Origin of the sequence: Micromonospora sp. NPDC005710, assembly GCF_040630995.1 — a bacterium.
Lineage (GTDB): Bacteria > Actinomycetota > Actinomycetes > Mycobacteriales > Micromonosporaceae > Micromonospora.
This window is the reverse complement of sequence record NZ_JBEXYP010000002.1, coordinates 101,655-118,596: the sequence shown is the minus strand read 5'-3', so window position 1 is coordinate 118,596 and position 16,942 is coordinate 101,655. Positions and strand designations below refer to the sequence as shown.

Annotated in this window: 15 protein-coding genes; 9 read left to right on the top strand and 6 right to left on the bottom strand. The window is 70.3% G+C overall.

The features are described from left to right. The first annotated feature begins 144 nt into the window (after positions 1–144). Positions 145–1,428 (top strand): ATP-binding protein, encoded by a 1,284-nt coding sequence (locus ABZ406_RS02830; RefSeq protein WP_357755587.1) that lies wholly within the window; start codon positions 145–147, stop codon positions 1,426–1,428. Positions 1,429–1,452: 24 nt separating this feature from the next. Further along, on the top strand, positions 1,453–2,136 hold the full coding sequence (locus ABZ406_RS02825; RefSeq protein ID WP_030329696.1) for a response regulator transcription factor: 684 nt from the start codon (positions 1,453–1,455) through the stop codon (positions 2,134–2,136). 61 nt (positions 2,137–2,197) lie between these two features. Here the strand turns inward: ABZ406_RS02825 and ABZ406_RS02820 are convergent, their stop codons facing one another. After that, positions 2,198–2,851 (bottom strand): NAD(P)-binding domain-containing protein, encoded by a 654-nt coding sequence (locus ABZ406_RS02820; protein ID WP_357755586.1) that lies wholly within the window; start codon positions 2,849–2,851, stop codon positions 2,198–2,200. Between the two features lie 411 nt (positions 2,852–3,262). Between ABZ406_RS02820 and ABZ406_RS02815 the strand changes: the two genes are divergently transcribed. Continuing rightward, positions 3,263–3,841, top strand: coding sequence for a TetR/AcrR family transcriptional regulator (locus tag ABZ406_RS02815; protein WP_357755585.1), 579 nt, complete (start codon positions 3,263–3,265; stop codon positions 3,839–3,841). A gap of 73 nt (positions 3,842–3,914) precedes the next feature. Here ABZ406_RS02815 and ABZ406_RS02810 read toward each other — a convergent pair whose 3' ends face one another. After that, positions 3,915–4,712 (bottom strand): hypothetical protein, encoded by a 798-nt coding sequence (locus ABZ406_RS02810; protein ID WP_357755909.1) that lies wholly within the window; start codon positions 4,710–4,712, stop codon positions 3,915–3,917. A 79-nt stretch (positions 4,713–4,791) separates the two neighbouring features. Between ABZ406_RS02810 and ABZ406_RS02805 the strand changes: the two genes are divergently transcribed. Together ABZ406_RS02805 and ABZ406_RS02800 are read left to right on the top strand one after the other, a co-directional pair. Beyond that, positions 4,792–5,736, top strand: coding sequence for a Ppx/GppA phosphatase family protein (locus tag ABZ406_RS02805; protein ID WP_357755584.1), 945 nt, complete (start codon positions 4,792–4,794; stop codon positions 5,734–5,736). A 75-nt stretch (positions 5,737–5,811) separates the two neighbouring features. Continuing rightward, positions 5,812–6,618: a sugar phosphate isomerase/epimerase gene (locus ABZ406_RS02800; protein WP_357755582.1), complete on the top strand. Its 807-nt coding sequence runs from the start codon at positions 5,812–5,814 to the stop codon at positions 6,616–6,618. Between the two features lie 31 nt (positions 6,619–6,649). Here the strand turns inward: ABZ406_RS02800 and ABZ406_RS02795 are convergent, their stop codons facing one another. From ABZ406_RS02795 to ABZ406_RS02785, 3 genes are read right to left on the bottom strand one after another with little or no spacing between them, the layout of a single operon-like run. Then, complete coding sequence (locus ABZ406_RS02795) at positions 6,650–7,237, bottom strand: CGNR zinc finger domain-containing protein (protein ID WP_357755580.1); 588 nt, start codon at positions 7,235–7,237, stop codon at positions 6,650–6,652. Between the two features lie 19 nt (positions 7,238–7,256). Beyond that, entirely contained in the window at positions 7,257–8,423 is a 1,167-nt protein-coding gene (locus ABZ406_RS02790) for a glutathionylspermidine synthase family protein (protein WP_357755579.1), read from the bottom strand. Between the two features lies 1 nt (position 8,424). Beyond that, complete coding sequence (locus ABZ406_RS02785; protein WP_357755577.1) at positions 8,425–8,697, bottom strand: hypothetical protein; 273 nt, start codon at positions 8,695–8,697, stop codon at positions 8,425–8,427. A gap of 105 nt (positions 8,698–8,802) precedes the next feature. On the opposite strand from ABZ406_RS02785, the gene ABZ406_RS02780 reads away from it, so the two are divergent. The 4 genes from ABZ406_RS02780 to ABZ406_RS02765 all read left to right on the top strand — a co-directional run bounded on the left by ABZ406_RS02780 (position 8,803) and on the right by ABZ406_RS02765 (position 12,558). Further along, the gene (locus ABZ406_RS02780) at positions 8,803–9,723 is read left to right on the top strand and encodes a proline dehydrogenase family protein (RefSeq protein ID WP_357755576.1); all 921 of its coding nucleotides are present in this window, start codon (positions 8,803–8,805) and stop codon (positions 9,721–9,723) included. 107 nt (positions 9,724–9,830) lie between these two features. Beyond that, on the top strand, positions 9,831–10,631 hold the full coding sequence (locus ABZ406_RS02775) for an alpha/beta hydrolase (RefSeq protein WP_357755575.1): 801 nt from the start codon (positions 9,831–9,833) through the stop codon (positions 10,629–10,631). After that, complete coding sequence (locus ABZ406_RS02770) at positions 10,624–11,199, top strand: WHG domain-containing protein (RefSeq protein WP_357755574.1); 576 nt, start codon at positions 10,624–10,626, stop codon at positions 11,197–11,199. Before ABZ406_RS02775 ends, ABZ406_RS02770 begins: the two co-directional genes overlap by 8 nt. A 69-nt stretch (positions 11,200–11,268) precedes the next feature. Continuing rightward, a complete protein-coding gene (locus ABZ406_RS02765; protein WP_357755573.1) occupies positions 11,269–12,558 on the top strand; it encodes a hypothetical protein in 1,290 nt (429 codons plus the stop codon). 60 nt (positions 12,559–12,618) lie between these two features. Here the strand turns inward: ABZ406_RS02765 and ABZ406_RS02760 are convergent, their stop codons facing one another. Beyond that, entirely contained in the window at positions 12,619–16,902 is a 4,284-nt protein-coding gene (locus tag ABZ406_RS02760; RefSeq protein ID WP_357755572.1) for a LamG-like jellyroll fold domain-containing protein, read from the bottom strand. Between the last annotated feature and the right edge of the window lie 40 nt (positions 16,903–16,942).

Sequence of the window (16,942 nt, the reverse complement as noted above, 5' to 3'; positions counted from 1 at the left end):
GACGCCAACGGTAGGGCGCGTGGACGGATCCCGGATGAACCACGGTGAACGACGCCAGACGTGGGGGTGAACACTTCTGAAAGTGAGGGTAGTTCGTCCCGGTCTGTGTGGTAGCCAGGTTAACAATGACCCTACGATCGCCGGGTGGAGTGGGTAGTGGCGGTCGTGGTGGCCGTGGCGTTGGTGGCCGGATTGGCCGCCGGTCTGCTGCTGCCCCGGTTCCTGCCGAGGCGGGACGGTCGCTCCACGTCGACGGGGAGCGTCAGCTTCCGCTGGAGCAAGGGGAGGCCCGCGATAGCCGACGAGCAGCAGGCCGGGCTCGGCCGCCGGACGATCGACTCACTCCGGGCCGGTGTCGTGGTCCTGGACAACGACGACGTCCCCGTACTGGTCAACCCGGCCGCCCGCGCGATGGGGCTTCTGCGTACCGGCAGCACCCCCGGCTCCATCGCCGCGCACCCGTTGATCCGTACCCTTGCCGGCCAGGTGCGACGCACTGGCGTGCGGCGCGAGATCGAGCTGGACCTGCCCCGGGGTCGCGACAGCGCGGGGGAGAACCCGCTCGGCGTGCACCTGCGGGCGATGGGTCTCGGCAACGGTTTCATCGCGGTCGAGGCGGTCGACGTGACCGAGTCGCACCGGTTGACCCGGGTACGACGTGACTTCGTGGCGAACGTGAGCCACGAGCTGAAGACCCCGATCGGGGCCCTGCAACTGCTCGCCGAGGCGTTGCTGGACGCTACCGAACCGGCCGACGCGGCGACGCCCGACCTCTCCGAGGACCTGGTGGCCGCCCGCCGGTTCGCCGAACGGATCCAGCACGAGTCGACCCGGCTGGGCCGCCTGGTGCAGGAGTTGCTGGAGCTGACCCGGTTGCAGGGGGCGGAGCCGCAGCCGCCTCCGGAGCCGGTGGCGCTGGACTGGGTGATCGCCGAGGTGGTCGACCGGACCCGCACCACCGCCTCCGCCCGGGGCGTCGCGGTGACAGTGGACGGGGAACGTGGTCTCACCGCGTACGGCAGCGACTCCCAACTCGCCACCGCGGTGGCAAACCTGGTGGAGAACGCCATCAACTACTCGGGCGAGGACACCACGGTGCGGGTGACCCTCCGCGGTGACGACGAGCACGTCGAGGTCGCCGTCGCCGACCAGGGCATCGGTATCGCCCCCACCGACGTGGACCGGATCTTCGAGCGGTTCTACCGGGCCGACCAGGCCCGCTCGCGTGCCACCGGCGGCACCGGGCTCGGCCTGGCGATCGTGAAACACATTGCGAGCAACCATGGCGGACGGGTCGAGGTGTCGAGCACTCTTGGTGGTGGATCGACGTTCACCCTCCGGCTGCCCGCCAGCCCACCGGACGACCTCCTGGCGACACTGCCGCCGGTTGGGATCGAGTCCGGTCCGACTGGGCTACGGCAGGTCTGACAGCAAATGGAAAGGAAATCCCCGTTGAGCCGCGTTCTCGTGGTCGAGGACGAGGAGTCGTTCTCCGACGCCTTGTCGTACATGCTCCGTAAGGAGGGCTTTGAGGTTTCGGTCGCCGCGACCGGCACCGACGCCCTCACCGAGTTCGACCGGACCGGCGCCGACATCGTGCTGCTCGACCTGATGTTGCCCGAGATGTCGGGGACCGAGGTCTGCCGGCAGTTGCGGCAGCGCTCCGCCGTGCCGATCATCATGGTCACCGCCCGGGACAGCGAGATCGACAAGGTGGTCGGGCTGGAGATCGGCGCCGACGACTACGTCACCAAGCCGTACTCGCCGCGGGAACTTGTCGCCCGGATCCGGGCGGTGCTGCGCCGGCAGAGCCCGGAGGTGGCCGAGGCGGGTGCGCCGACGCTGGCCGCCGGCCCGGTGCGGATGGACATCGAACGCCACGTGGTGACAGTCGACGGCGGGGCCGTGCAGCTGCCGCTGAAGGAATTCGAGTTGCTGGAGCTGTTGCTGCGCAACGCGGGCCGGGTGCTCACCCGCGGCCAGCTCATCGACCGGGTCTGGGGTGCCGACTACGTCGGTGACACCAAGACACTGGACGTGCACGTGAAGCGGCTTCGTTCCAAGATCGAGCCGGAGCCGTCCGCGCCGCGGTTCATCGTGACCGTCCGGGGTCTGGGCTACAAGTTCGAGCCGTGATCGGCGTACGCGAAGGGGGTCTGCGCTCGACGCAGGCCCCCTTCGGGCTGTTCGCGGCTGCTCAGCGGACGACCTTGATGTTGAAGATGGCGGTGTCGAGCCGGCCGTAGAGCCGCAACCAGAGGGGCAGCAGCATTTCGGTGCCCCGGGCGGTGGAGAGGTCACCGAGGTCGATCACATCGGTGTGCCCGAAGCTGACGAGCAGGCCGGTGACGATCCGCTTGGCCTCCGCGTCGTCACCGGAGACGAAGACGCTGTGCTCCCCGCCGGCGAGCTGACGCGGATGCACCATCAGCTCGGCAGTGAGCGTGTTGAGCGACTTGACCACTCGGGTCTGCGGAAACTCGCGCTGGATGCGTTCCGCGAGGGAGTCGGTGTTGTGCACCGACAGGCTGGGCGGAAAGCCCGCACCGAAGTCGAGTGGGTTGGCGACGTCGAGCAGGACCTTGCCGGCCAGGTTCGCCGCGCCGGCCGCGGCCAGCGCGGGTAGCGAGCCGTCGCCGTTGGTGGCGTTCACCACCAGCTCGGCGGCGCTGGCTGCTTCGGCGAGGGTCGCCAGGCTGACCTCGGGGTGCTGCGCCGTCCAGTGGGCGTGTTCGCCGGCCCGGACGGCCGCGACGTCGCGGGTGCCGATGGTCACCTGGTGACCCAACTCCGCCGTGCGGGCGGCGATGGCTCGACCGACCGAGCCGGTGCCGACAACTGCGATACGCATGGGATCGATCCTCCGTCGGGACATCGAATCGGCTCGCGCCGATGCCAAGCAGGCTAACAGACAGGTCTGTCCACCGCAGCCCCTGTCGAGTCGCGAAGGTCTCGGCGTGCAGCCCTCACTGGACACCCCGAGGAGCGGCAGTGCGGTTGGCAGTCCTTCGGAGCTGATGTCACAGACGAGTCGTCCGCCGTCGCCGGCCGGTGTCTTCCGCTGATGTCACAAGCGATTCAGCTCCAAAGCGCTCCCGACCCATGTCCCGCCCTTGTCCGCGAGGCCTTCCCGAAGCCGTCGCGAAGTCGTCGTGCCCCCGTCTTACGGCCCTCGCGAAGTCGTCGAAGCCGAGGGCACTGCCTCCGTAGACGAAGCCGTCTATAGGATCAGGGCTGTCATCAGCAGAACGAGGGAGCACCGATGCCCGCGCCCCGCACTCCGGCCGGCTCGGCCAGGGACCGGATCCTGGACACCGCGTTCCGGCTCTTCTACGCGCACGGGCCGCGCGGCGTCGGGGTGGACACGGTGATCGCCGAGTCGGGCGTGGCCAAGGCGACGCTCTACAAGCACTTCCCGCGCAAGGACGACCTCGTGCTGGCGTACCTCGATCGGGTCGACCAGGCATGGTTCGGCGCGTTGCGGTCCGCGGCCCGGGATGCCGGCGACGAGCCACGCGACCAACTGGTGGGGATGTTCGACGCGCTGACCGGCGCCTGTCGTCGGGAGGGCTACCACGGCTGCGCGTTCATCAACACCGCGGCTGAGTCGTCCGCCGGTGGGCCGGTGCACGCCCGGACGGTCGAGCACAAGACCGTGGTCCGTGCCTGGGTGACCGAGCTGGCCCGCCGGGCCGGCGCGGCCGACCCCGAACTGCTCGCCCAGCAGCTCACCCTGCTGCTGGACGGCGGGCTCGTCGCCGGTGTGCTGGACGGCGACCCCCTGATCGCCGACGCGGCCCAGCGCAGCGCTCGCACGCTTGTCGACGACGCCCTGCGCTGAGCGACGACCGCCGGACGCGGGTCAGAACAGCTTGTGTAAGGCTGCGGCGATCTCCGCCACCTCCGTGAGGCGGCTAGACCTCGTCGGCGGGGTGCGGGGCGACCATGCCCTGCCTCGTCCGGGCCGCGCACAGCTCGGCCAGCCGCTCGTACGCGGCGCCGCCGATGAGCGCGGTCAGCTCCGGGGAGTACGACAGGTACATCGGTTCGGCGCCCACGTGCGCGTCAGTCGAGGAGGTGCACCACCAGTCCAGGTCGTGGCCGCCGGCTCCCCAACCCCGCCGGTCGAACTCGGACAGAGTGGAGACCAGCACCTTGCTGTTGTCCGGCCGCTTCACCCAGTCCTGATCGCGGCGGATCGGCAGCTGCCAACAGACATCCGGCTTGTATTCCAACGGGTGCACCCCGTCGCGCAACGCCTGGGCGTGCAGCGCGCAACCGCCGCCACCGACGAAGTCGGCGTCGTTGAGGAACACGCACGGGCCGTCGGGGCCCTGCGTGGCGGTGCGGCGGGCCGGGTTCTTGCCGTCGATCGTGTCCTCGTCGGTCCAGTTCTTGAACCCGCGCCGGAAGTGCTGCCAGGTCTCCGGGGTGAGCCGCTTGACCGCGCCGCGGACCCGCTTCTCGTCGTCCGAGTCGGTGAAGAACGCGCCGTGCGAGCAGCAACCGTCGGAGGCCCGGCCGGCGATGATGCCGTGGCAGCCCTTGCCGAAGATGCACGTCCAACGAGAGAGCAGCCAGGTCAGGTCGGCCCGGATCAGGTGCGTCTCGTCGGCCGGGTCGTTGAACTCGATCCACTCCCGAGGGAAGTCCAGGGGCACCTCGCGGCTGCGCGGGTCACCCGGGTCGTCCACCAGCACACGGAGCTCCATCGTCACTCGGCCCAGCGTACGCGCGGTCACGTCCGCGGGCCGGTGAGCCGCGCAAACGTGTTGCGCCTAAGGTTTCCCCATGCGACTGGGTGTCCTCGACGTCGGATCCAACACGGTGCATCTCCTTGTGGTGGACGCGCACCACGGCGCGCACCCGTGGCCCGCGCACTCCGAGAAGGTGGTGCTCCGGCTGGCCGAGCAGATCGGCCCGGACGGCGCGCTCACCGAGGCGGGCGCGGACGGCCTGGTGAAGGCAGTGGGCATGGCCAAGGCGGCGGCCGCCGGGTTGGATGCCGACGACCTGATCGCGTTCGCCACGTCCGCGGTGCGCGACGCCACGAACGCGGCCGAGGTGCTGGCGCGGGTCCGGGACGAGACCGGCGTACGCCTGGCGGTGCTCTCCGGGGCGGACGAGGCGCGGTCGACGTTCCTGGCCGTGCGGCGCTGGTTCGGCTGGTCGGCGGGCCGGCTCCTGGTGCTGGACATCGGTGGCGGCTCGTTGGAGATTGCCGCCGGCATCGACGAGGACCCGGACGTCGCGATCTCTCTGCCGCTCGGGGCCGGTCGGCTGACCCGCGAGCGGCTGCGGGTCGACCCGGCGAGTGCGTCCCCGCCGTCGACGGAGGCCGTCGACAAGCTCCGGGAGTACGTGGACGGCCGGCTGGACAAGGTCGTCGACCAGGTCACCCAGGTCGGCTGGGACCGGACCGTGGCCACCTCGAAGACGTTCCGCACGCTTGCCCGACTGGCCGGGGCCGCCCCGTCCGGTTCCGGGCTGTGGGCGCGCCGCAGTCTGACCCGGGCCGGTCTGCGGCAGGTCATCGGCTTCATCAGGCACATCCCACCGGCGCAGTTGATGGAGCTGGAGGGGGTCAGCACGGGCCGGGCCCACCAGTTGCTTGCTGGTGCCGTCGTCGCCGAGGCGGTGATGCGCCGCCTCGATCTGGAGTCGCTCGACATCTGCCCGTGGGCGCTGCGGGAGGGCGTCATCCTCCGCCGGCTCGATCAACTGGAGCCGATCTGATCCGGCAGCCGTTTTCGGTCGGTTTGCCGGTGCTCGTCACGATGCCCCCGGCGCTCCCGGGCTACGCTGGCTGATGTGACTTCCCGCGTTCCCGTGCTTTTGTCCAGCTCGTCGGTCTTTCCCGAGCCGACCGCGGCGGCGTTTCAACTGGCTGCGGCGCTCGGCTACGACGGCGTCGAGGTGATGGTCTGGACCGACGTGGTCAGCCAGGACGCGGGCGCGCTGGGCGGCCTCTCCAAGCACTACGACGTGCCGGTGCTCTCGGTGCACGCGCCCTGCCTGCTGGTCACCCAGCGGGTGTGGAGCCCGGACCCGTGGGAGCGGCTGCGCAAGGCCGCCGAGCTGGCCGAGACACTTGGCGCGCCGACGGTGGTGGTGCACCCACCGTTCACCTGGCAGCGCGACTACGCGCGAAACTTCGCCGAGGGTCTGGCCACCGTCGCCGACCGGTTCACCGGGCTGCGCTTCGCCGTGGAGAACATGTACCCGGTGCGGATGGCGGGTCGGCAGTTCGTGCCGTACGTGCCCGGCTGGGATCCGACCGATGCCGGCTACCCGTCGTACACCCTTGATCTGTCGCACTGCGCGGCCTCGCACAGCGACCCGCTGGAGATGGCCGACCGGATGGGCGCCGGCCTGGCGCACGTGCACCTCGGTGACGGCACCGGCGAGGGCCGCGACGAGCACCTGGTGCCCGGCCGGGGCACCCAACCCTGCGGGGAGCTGCTCTCGTCGCTGGCCGGCAGGGGTTTCACCGGGGCGGTGGCGGTGGAGGTCGCCACCCGGGGCGCGAAGAGCCGCGCGGTACGCGAGGCGGACCTGCGCGCCGCGCTGGAGTTCGCCCGCCAGCACCTGCCCGCGTCGTCACCTGTCGACGCCTGACCCGCCCGCCCACGATCGGGCGGAGGCGGGGTCAGCTGACCGGTGAGAGCGAGTCGGCGGTGGAGGTCGGCTGCGGGGCGACGGTCACCTGCTCGCCGACCGCCGCCCGCTTGCGAGCGCGGTGCGCGGCGACGTGCGAGCGGGTGGCGCAGCGCTCCGAGCAGAACCGCCGGCAACAGTTGGACGACGTGTCCAGGTAGACGTTGCCGCACCGCTCGTCGGCGCACACCCCGAACCGGGCGCTGCCGTACTCGCAGAGCCACACCGACAGCCCCCAGACCGCCCCGGCCAGGTATTCGGCACTGACCGAGGCGCCCCGACTGGTCACGTGCATGTGCCAGTCGCTGGAGTCGTGCCCGGAGATGCGCGGCTGCACCGGGAACGCCTCCAGCAGCGCGTTCAGCTCGGTGACCGCCTGGGCGTCCCGCCCCGAGGTGCCGTACTCGAAGACGTCGCGCAACCGCTTCTGTGCCCGGCGGAAGATCGCCACGTCCCGGTCCGCGACCTCGTCGCGCATCCAGGCGTTCTCGTCGGGGAAGAGGGCCCGCAGGTCGTCGAGGTCGTCCAGGCGGGCGTTGACCAGGTCAACGCCGGTCCGGGCGTACGCGTCGAAGTTCACGCCCCCAACGGTAGACGACTCAGCGGGGGCGCGGCGCGTCGATGTAGTGCGGCAGGAACCGCGCGTAACCGTCGGTGATCAGACTGGCGCTCTCCCGCACCCCCACACCTGCCGACCCGCCGTCGACGATCCAGCTGCCCAGCACCGTCCGGTTGCCTTCGAACTGCGGCAACGCCCGGAACTCCTGGTAACACCAGCCCTCGTCGCCGTAGATCCCCGGGTTGGTGATCTCCCCGTCGGCGGTGACGATGCGTACCGAACCGCCCTCGCGGCCGAGCAGCGGCTTGGCCACGTACTCGGACATGCCGCGCGGCGAGTCGAGGTACGCCGGGAGCAGGTACTCGTGGCCGGGGTACAGCTCCCAGAGGACCGCGAGCAGCGCCTTGTTGGAGAGCAGCAGTTTCCAGGCCGGCTCGATCCAGGTCGTAGGGGTGCCCGGGGCCACTGCCGCCGGCCCGTACGGCTCGGCCAGCATCCACTCCCACGGGTAGAGCTTGAAGCAGGTGGTCACCGGGTGGTCGTCGGCGTCGACGAAGCGCCGGCCGTCCCAGCCGATCTCCTGGATGGGTTGGAGTTCCACGGTCAGACCGGCCTGCCGCGCGGTCTCGGCGAGATAACCGGCGGTCATGTGGTCCTCGCCGGACTCCTCCTCGTTCGACCAGAGCACGTGCACCAGAGGGTCGTGCAACCCCGCCCCGATCTTGGCCCAGGCGCCGACCAGCCGCTCGTGCAGGCTGTTCCACTGGTCCAGCTCCGGCCGGGTCTGCTCCAGCCAGTACCACTGGATGATGCTCGCCTCGACCAGGGCGGTGGGGGTGTCCGCGTTGTACTCCAACATCTTCGGGGGCCAGGTGCCGTCGTACGCGAGGTCGAAGCGCCCGTAGAGCGTTGGTGGGGCCTCGCGCAGCGACCGGGCCACCGCCTCGGCCGCCCACTCCGGGATGCCGAACTCGGCGTACCGGCGCTTCGCCACCACGTGCTCGGCGGCGGCCACCGACATGCGGTGCAACTCCTCGGTGGCCTCCTCCAGTCGCAGCACCTCGTCGAGCTCGAAGGCGTACGCGGCGGTCTCGTCCCAGTACGACATGATCCCGCCGTCGGGCAGTTCGGTGTCGACGTAGACCAGCCCCTGCGACCGGATGGTGGCGTCCCAGTCGATGCGCGGTGTGACCGACTCGCGGCGCACGTCAGCCCCCGCAGGAGGCGAGGTGGGTGCCGAATCCGCCGCGCTCGGGCACTGCCGTGCTCGCCGGTTCCGGGGCGGTACGACCGGCGGCCGGGTCGCTCACCCGCATCGCCAGCGCGACGGTGTCGCCACCGCCGACCGGCCCGAGGGCGCAGTCGTCGTCATCGTCGTCGTCCGAGGTCATGTTGCAGCCGGACAGGGCAAGCGCGAGAGCGGTGAGCGCGCCGAGTTGCACGGAGGCCGACCGGAGCCGGCGGCGGGGGCGTTGGTCCACGGCATCGTTGTAGCCGATCAGCGCCACCGCCGCCGCCCCGCCCCCCGCCGAGGCGCCCCGGCCGCCCCTCGGCGGGGGCCCTCGCAGGGGCGTTACGCTCGGCTCATGCTCCGTTCCGTCATCCTCGCCGCCTCCCGGTCATCCCAGGTCGAGCGGCTCGTCGCGACAGCCCCGTACACCCGGGACGTCGTCCGCCGGTTCGTCGCCGGCGCCGCCACCGACGACGCGTTGCGCGCGACCCGCGGGCTCGTCGACGACGGCCTCGCTGTCACCCTCGACCACCTCGGTGAGGACACCGTCCGCCCCGAGCAGGCCACCGCCACCCGGGACGAATACCTGAAACTGCTGAGGATGCTCGGCGCCGCGGGGCTGACCCCGGCCGCCGAGGTGAGCGTGAAGCTCTCCGCCCTCGGCCAGAAGTTCGACGAGCAGTTGGCGTACGACAACGCGCGGGCGATCTGCGCGGCGGCCGACGCGGCGGGCACCACCGTCACCCTGGACATGGAGGACCACACCACCACCGACTCGACCCTCGAGGTGTTGAGCCGGCTGCGCAAGGACTTCCCGTCGACCGGCGCGGTGCTCCAGGCGTACCTGCGCCGGACCGAGTCGGACTGCCGGGAGCTGTCCTCGGCCGGGTCCCGGGTGCGGCTGTGCAAGGGCGCCTACAAGGAGCCGGAGTCGGTGGCGTACCAGTCGGCCCGCGAGGTGGACAAGTCGTACGTGCGCTGTATGAACATCCTGATGTCCGGCGACGGGTACCCGATGCTCGCCACCCACGACCCGCGGATGATCGCCATCGGTGAGGACCGGGCCCGGTGGTTCGACCGGGGGCCGGAGCGCTTCGAGTTCCAGATGCTGTACGGCATCCGCCCCGATGAGCAGGCCCGGCTGGCCGGCGAGGGCTACACGGTGCGCACGTACGTCCCGTACGGCGACGAGTGGTACGGCTATCTGATGCGCCGGCTCGCCGAGCGCCCGGCCAACCTGGTCTTCTTCGGCCGCGCCCTGATCTCCAAGAAGTAACCGCTCCGATTCGGCCGACGGGTCGGCGGCGAACCCTCGGGTTCGTCGCCGGCCCGTTCTGGTCGGCCGACTTGCCACCGTTGGCTAATCGGCTTAGCTTTAAGGCTATGACAACTAGCCAGGTCCGTCGGGACGGCGGACACATCGCGTACGAGACGCAGGGCCACGGGCCGTTGGTGGTCCTCGCGCACGGCATGGGCGAGAACAGGGCGAGCTTCCGGCACCTCGTGCCGCTGCTGGTGGCCGCCGGGCACCGGGTCGTCTCGGTGGACGTTCGCGGTCACGGCGAGTCCAGCTCCGGCTGGCCCACGTACGCCCCGGCGGAGGTCGGCGCGGACCTGCTGGCCGTGGTCCGCGACCTCGACGCCGGCCCGGCCGTGCTGGTCGGCAGCTCCTCCGCCGCCGCAGCCGTGGTCTTCGCCGCCACCGACGCACCCGAGCTGGTCAGCGGCATCGTGCAGATCGGCGCGTTCGTCGGTCAACCGAAGCTCAACCCGCTGCTGCGGATGGCGATGTGGTCGGTGCTGCACAGCCCCCGACTGTTCGGGATGTTCCACAACACCCTGTTCCCGGTGCACCGGCCCACCGACGACGCCGCGTACCGCCGTGCGATGGTGGCCAACCTGCGCGAGCCCGGCCGGATGGCCGCCACCCGGGGCGTCATCGCACCCTCCGAACCGCACTGGACCGCCCGCGCCCGGCAGGTGCGGCAGCCGGTTCTGGTGCTGATGGGTGCCAAGGACCCGGACTTCCCCGACCCGGGCGCCGAGGCGCGGGCGGCCCGCCGGCTCTTCGGCACCGCCGAGGCCCGGATGATCGAGGAGTCCGGCCACTACCCGCACGCCGACCGGCCGCAGCGCACCGCCGAGGAGCTGCTCGGCTTCCTGGCGGTGTGCACCGGTGCCTAGGGTCGGCCTCAACCAGCAGACAGTCGTCCGGGAGGCGGCCCGGCTGGCCGACGAGGTCGGCTTCCAACAGCTCACCCTCGCCGCGCTCGCCAGCCGGCTCGGGGTCGCGCTGCCCAGCCTCTACAAGCACGTGCGCGGCGCGGACGCGCTGGCCCAGAAGTTGGCCGCCCTGGCCACCGCCGAGCTGGCCACCGCGATGACCACCGCCGCCGTCGGCCGCTCCGGTGGCGACGCCCTCCGCGCCATGGCGGACGCCTACCGTGACTACGCAGTGCGGCACCCCGGCCGCTACCCGGCGACCCAGCGGGTGCCCGACCCGGCCGACGCGGAGCACGTCGAGGCGGGCGAACGCGCCGTCGGAGCCATCTTCGCGGTGCTGCGCGGGTACGGGCTCACCGGCGACGACGCGGTGGACGCGACCCGCGCGTTGCGCAGCGCCCTGCACGGCTTCGTGACCCTGGAGGCCGCGGGCGGCTTCGGCCTGCCCCGCGACGTCGACCGCTCGTACCGCCAGTTGGTGGCGAGCATGGACATTTCCTTCCGCTCCTGGCCGCGCGACGGCAGGTGAACGAGCGGCCGGGCCGATCGGCCCGGGGTGGCCGCACCGCTTTCAGGGTTTGGTCGTACCCTTCGGCGGGTGACTGACGAGGTGCAGCAGCCAGCACCACGGCGGCTCTGGCCGCTGTGGACGGTGCTCGTGGTGTTCGTCCTGCTGCTGGGCTGCGGCCTGCCGGCGGCGCTCGTCGTCGGAGTGATCCGGGAGACAGGCACACGCCCCACTCTCAGCCGGGCCGGTGCCTCGGCGGCCGACGACCCGGCCACCGCCGTGGCCCGCGGGCTGTCCGACCTGATCACCGCCCAACTCCACAAACAGTCCGCAGCGCTTCTCGGCGGTGACCGCGCCGGGTTCCTCGCCGTCGCCGACCCCGCCGCCCACACCGAACTACGCCGACGTTTCGCCGCACTCCGCGCACTGAAGGTGACCGGCTGGCGGGCCGAGCCCAGTGGTCTGCCAGTGCCGATCATCGGCAAGCCCGGCGAGTGGCGGCTGCTGGTGCGCTTCCAGTACTGCTTCGTCACGCCGAACTGCCGGCCCAGCCCCGTGCTGATCGGCACCCGGTGGCGGGAGAACGGCGACCAGCCCCGCATGGTCGCCATGGAGGAATCCAAGTCGGTGGAGACCGGCACCCGGCCGTGGGAGATCAGCGACCTGGCGGTCGCCGTCGGCCCGCGGACCATCGTCGCCACCACCCCGGCGCTGCGCGGCAAACTGCCCGGCCTGCTCGCGCAGGCCGAAGCGGCGGCCATCGTCGCCGACGGGTACGCGGTGACCGGCTCACCACCGGACCGGTATCGGATCTTCTACGCCGGGCGCACCGAGTGGCAGCGCTGGTACGGCGGGGAACGCCCAGAATGGACCGGCGGCTACGCGGTCACAGTGGGCGGCGGTCACCACGAGGTGGTACTCAACGCCGAAGGGCTCACCACCAACGGCACCGACGACCTGCTCCGACACGAGCTGACCCACGCCGCGTCGCTGCCCGAGCGCGGCTACCCGGGCAAGCTCACCTGGTGGTTGGTGGAGGGCCTGGCCGAGTTCGCCGGTGCCGGCGGCCAGGCGGTCGACAGGTACGAGGGCGTCGCCGACGTCCGCAAGATGGTCCGGGGCGGCTGGGACGGCAAGTTGGAGGGCGTCAACCCCGCCGACGACGCCTCCGCCGAACGGGTCGCCGGCAGCTACGGCATCGGCTACCTGGCCGTTCGCCATCTCGTCGACAGGTACGGGCCGCTGCGGCTGCTGACCTTCTTCAAGACAGTGGTGCACGACGGCCGGACCATCGAAGCGGCCTCCGAGAAGGCGTTCGGTGAGCAGTGGTCCACGCTGCACGACGAGTGCGTGGCGTACGTCCGCGCCACCGCCGGCTGAGCCGCTCGTTTGCCTGCTGGCGGCGGTGGGTCGGGCGGACACCCGACCCACCGCCGTCGTTCACCAGCCGGTGGCGATCGACGCCCGGGTACCGAGGCTGCCGTTCGCTGCCCCCGGGTACATCCAGAGAACGCCCGACGAATCCCGGGCGATGATGTCGGGCTTGCCGTCCCCGCTGAAGTCGGTCAGCCCGAACGGGGTGAAGGTCGCCCAACCGTTGCCCACCTGGGTGATCGCCCTCGACTGGAGGTCGTACACCCGAAGCAGGCCGGTGTCGCTCTCCCGCCCGTACAGCTCCGGCGTGGTGTCACCAACCACGTCGGCCACACCGAAACCGGTGTACTGACCGTCCCAGCCGTCACCGACGTCGATCCGGGTCATCTTGCCGCCCGCCAGATCGCCGGGATAGGCCCACATGTCATTGGTCGTGCCCGCAGTGAAGATGTCCTGATAACCGTCCTTGTTGAAGTCGCCAATCCCGAACGGCCGCCAGCTGCACCACCCGGTGCCGAAGAACGTGGGCGTGGGGCTCAGGTCGTCGGCAGTGCCCAGGAACACCTGCAGGTCACAGCTGGTGTTGTCCCGCACGACCACATCCTGGTAGCCGTCGTGATCCATGTCAGCGATGCCGAACGAGGTGAACTGGCTCCACCCCGAGGAGATCAACCGGGGTGCGGCGAGCTGGTTGTTCACCTTCCGGTATCTCCACAAGCTGCCGATGGTGTCCGTCGCGTAGACGTCGGTCTGCTTCGTACCGGTGCCCGGCGGAGTCCAGGTGGTGGCGCCGACCGGGGTGAGCGAGCCACTCTTCGTGACGTTCGTCGCCCCGACCTGGGTGGGGGTGAGGGCCCGCTTCCACACCTGCAGATTGCTGAGCATCCCGGAGTAGTGCGCCGTGGCCACGCCCTGGTACTTGTAGCGGCCCACCACGAACTTGCCGGTGCTCGGCCACGTCGGGGTGGCTTCGTACCTCGCGCTCCCCTTGATCACCCCGTTGACGTAGAGCACGATCGTGCGGGTCTCGGCGTTGTACGTACCGACCAGGTGCGTCCAGACCCCCAGCGCCGTACCGGCAGGTGTCACCACCTGGGCGTACGACCAACCCGTGTCGGCGTTGCCCAGACCGAACCGCCAGGTGTTGTCACTCTGGTTGTTCCAGAGCAGGAAGCGCGACGCGTTCGCGCCGTCCTCGCTGGCGATGACACCACCGGCGGCGGTGGGCTTGGCCCAGACCGAGATGCTGAACGACTTGGTGGTGTCGATCAACGGCTCGTTGATCGCCAGTGCACCCTGCTTGGAGGTGTCGACGACGGTGCCGGTCTTGTCGACGTTGAGGAACAGGGCCGGGCTGAAGAGTTCACCGCCTCGCCAGTAGGCGTTGCCGCCCTCCACGGAGAGGGACTTGCCGCCGGAGACGTCCTTCGCGCTGGTGACCGCGGCATCCGACAGGTCGTCGAACTGCCACGTGTGGTCCGAGGTGACAAGCGTCTGCTTCGGCTGGGCGGTGATGGTGGCGCTGCTGGTCTGGAGGTTGGTGACCAGCCAGGTGGTGGTGACCGCGCCAGCGCCGACGGTCCACAGGTCGGGGGTGCCATCGGCGTTGATGTCCCCGGCGCGCAGGCTGAGCGCCGTACCCGTGTTCCAGCCGCTGGCGGCGAGTGTGCGGGCGGTGTAGGTGAGCTGTCCGGTGTCCTGGTTGTAGGCCAGGTTGGACCAGAGGTGCAGCGCGCCGGTGGTCCGGTTCCACAGGAACATCGCAGCGCCGGTACTCGTCTGCGTGGTGCTGATGGTCCAGTTGTTCCAGTCGACGCCACCGGTCGGGGTCAGTGCCCCGGTCGAGGTTGCCCCAAAGAACAGGCTGGTCCCCGGGAAGCTGGGGTAGTAGGTGAGCTGGTAGCCGTTCGTGGCGTCCCCGCTGGTGCCGATCAGGTCCGGGAAGCCCGAACCGGGCCCCCGCGCCTCACCGGCGTTTGCCAGTTGGATCGGCGATCGGCCGTACTCGTCGCGGAGGTAATCGGCCATGAGGCTGGTCTGGACGCCACCGCGCTCCGGCATCAGGGTCGAGCCGTCGCCGTTGCCGGCAAGGATCCCGCCACCGCCGGCGTTGTTACCGGTCGGGTAGTAGATCAGCACGTCCTGGAGGTTGCCTCCGGTGAATCGACCCGTGATGACCTGAGCGCCGTTGAAGTCGGCCGGAGAGTTCTCGCCGGTGACCCCGTTGCCCCGCGCGCCCATGTTGCTGATGCCCGGGTTGACCCCGGCCGAGCCGTTGTTCTTTGCCAGCCACAGACCGGCCTTGAGGTTGTTCACCGAGCCACTGGTGAGAAGGTCGGCTCGGCCGTCGCCAGTCAGGTCACCGTCCGGTGCCACGACGGACGAGGGGTCGGCATTGAACGGCAGGATCGCGGTGTCGCCGAAGTTCTTGCCCGCGGCAGTGACGCTGGTCACCGAGATCGTATTGGTGAAACGGGTGGGGGTGATCTGGAGGCTCGCATTGCCGCTCGCGTCGGGAACGACGCTCTGCGGCGGTGCCGCGTTCAACTGGTAGACGTAGTTGGTGGGCACGGTGCCGCTGGACGGCGGCTTGACCGAGATGGTGACCGGTTGCCCGATCGTCGGCTGGACGGCGAGTTCCGAGATGCTGGGCGGTCCGGCCCTCGTCGCGTCGAAGGTGAACCGACAGGTGATCGACCAGCTACTGGACGTACGGAAGTCGGTCGTCTGCACCTTCCACGCGAAGGTGGTCGGTGTTCCCGTACTGCTGCCTGTCACGCCGGCTGCGGCCGCCAACGCGGCTCGCGGTACGACGAATACCGCAGTCGTTCCGGAGGAGTACGTCAGCAGGTTGGGATTGGTGCTGGCGATGGCCGTCTGGGAGGCATCGCTGTTCTTCCACACCTTGAAGGTGACCCCGAGGGCTCCTCTGTCCGCGTCGGACACTGGCGCATACAGGGAGACGGCGGTGTCACCGACCACTGTCGGGCTGGCCGCGATGCAGTCCGTTGCGGGAGAGCTGGTCAGTCCCGTCGGCGCGGCGGGTGCGTGGTTGTAGCGGATGGTCAGCGTGGGGCTGGTCTCCAGGAACTCCTTCCAGCTCTGGGCGTCGCTGGCCTCGTTGGCGGCAACCATCCACAGGGTGCGGGTCGACCTCTTGGCGGTGACGTCGGCCTTGATCTGCCCGGTGATGTCGAAGGAGACGCCCGCGGCGTCGCAGCCGCTGTAGCCGTACGCGAAGCTCTTGCTGGCGATGGCGCTGCCCTTACTCACCCCCTCCCAGTAGTTCCAGGTGGCGTTGCTCGAGCTCAGGGCGGTGCCGGGGCCGTAGATGTTGACCGTCTTGTCTACGCAGCTCCAGGACGTGGTGTTGGTGATCTTGAAGATCGCGTCTGCGATTTCGGCGCCGGCCAGAGTGGCGTACGGGACGGCGAAGTTGATCAGCGTGTTCGAGCGCTGGCTTCCCGAGTTGCCGACCTGCATCCGGCCGATGGGGTCCGGGGTGTTCTTCCAGTAGTTGGTCGACTGGTGCTGGTAGGAGATCGAGGCCCAACCGCCCATCTTCGGGCCGACCGGCGTCCAGTTGAAGGTGGGGTCGATATAGAGGGGGTAGACCGCTGCCGGATCGTTCAGCAACGCGCGGTCAGGGGTGAGCCTCAGCTTTCCGGCGGTAATCCGTACACCGATCGGTGCCGTTTTCGCGCCACGGCCGGGCCTGCCCGGGGTGGAAGCGGCTCCTCGCTCGTTCGTGCCCGTCTTCGCGCCTGCGCCCTTCGCGGAGTCCCACATCGCGGGGGCGGGCGCAGTGATCACCGTCCGGCCGCCACGATCGCGGCCGGTGATGTTGCCGGCTGAGTCGGCCGTCAGCTCGACGCCCTTCGTGGCGGTGCCGAGGTCGAGGGCCGCCAGACGCGGATTGGCCGCAGCCTGTCGGTTCTTGACCACGAAGACGTGCGAGAAGGAGCCCTCGGTGTCGACCCGCACGGTCAGGTCGACCCCGGGCAGCACCTCGGCGTAGGTGGCTGTCGGCCCCGACAGCGTCGGCGCCGGCAGAGCCAATGGGGCGGTTACCGACAGTGCGCGGTCCCCGCTGGTCATCTCGGCGAGCGGTCCACCGCCACCGGCCGAGACGCGGATCGGGTTTGTGGTGACGGCGGCCGTGATGCTGCCGTCGGCGTTTCGGACCAGGGTCGGGTCCAGGTCCTTCCAGGTGCCGTTAACCCTGGTGCGAGTGGGCACTGCCGACTCGGTCAGCTCCATCATCCCGTCCGGGCGGGCGGTGTGGGTGGTGGTCGACGTCCGGGCGCCGGTCGCCTCGACCGGCTTGCCGGTCCGTTTCGCCTCCGCCATCGCTTGTTCGACGCTGAGTGGTCCGTCCGCCGACTTGGGC

Bases quoted from the DNA above. Each gene is read 5' to 3' on its own strand.
- ABZ406_RS02820 (WP_357755586.1), bottom strand. From the start codon at position 2,851: ATGCGTATCGCAGTTGTCGGCACCGGCTCGGTCGGTCGAGCCATCGCC.
- ABZ406_RS02815 (WP_357755585.1), top strand. From the start codon at position 3,263: ATGCCCGCGCCCCGCACTCCGGCCGGCTCGGCCAGGGACCGGATCCTG.
- ABZ406_RS02810 (WP_357755909.1), bottom strand. From the start codon at position 4,712: ATGGAGCTCCGTGTGCTGGTGGACGACCCGGGTGACCCGCGCAGCCGC.
- ABZ406_RS02805 (WP_357755584.1), top strand. From the start codon at position 4,792: ATGCGACTGGGTGTCCTCGACGTCGGATCCAACACGGTGCATCTCCTT.
- ABZ406_RS02780 (WP_357755576.1), top strand. From the start codon at position 8,803: ATGCTCCGTTCCGTCATCCTCGCCGCCTCCCGGTCATCCCAGGTCGAG.
- ABZ406_RS02775 (WP_357755575.1), top strand. From the start codon at position 9,831: ATGACAACTAGCCAGGTCCGTCGGGACGGCGGACACATCGCGTACGAG.
- ABZ406_RS02760 (WP_357755572.1), bottom strand. From the start codon at position 16,902: ATGGCGGAGGCGAAACGGACCGGCAAGCCGGTCGAGGCGACCGGCGCC.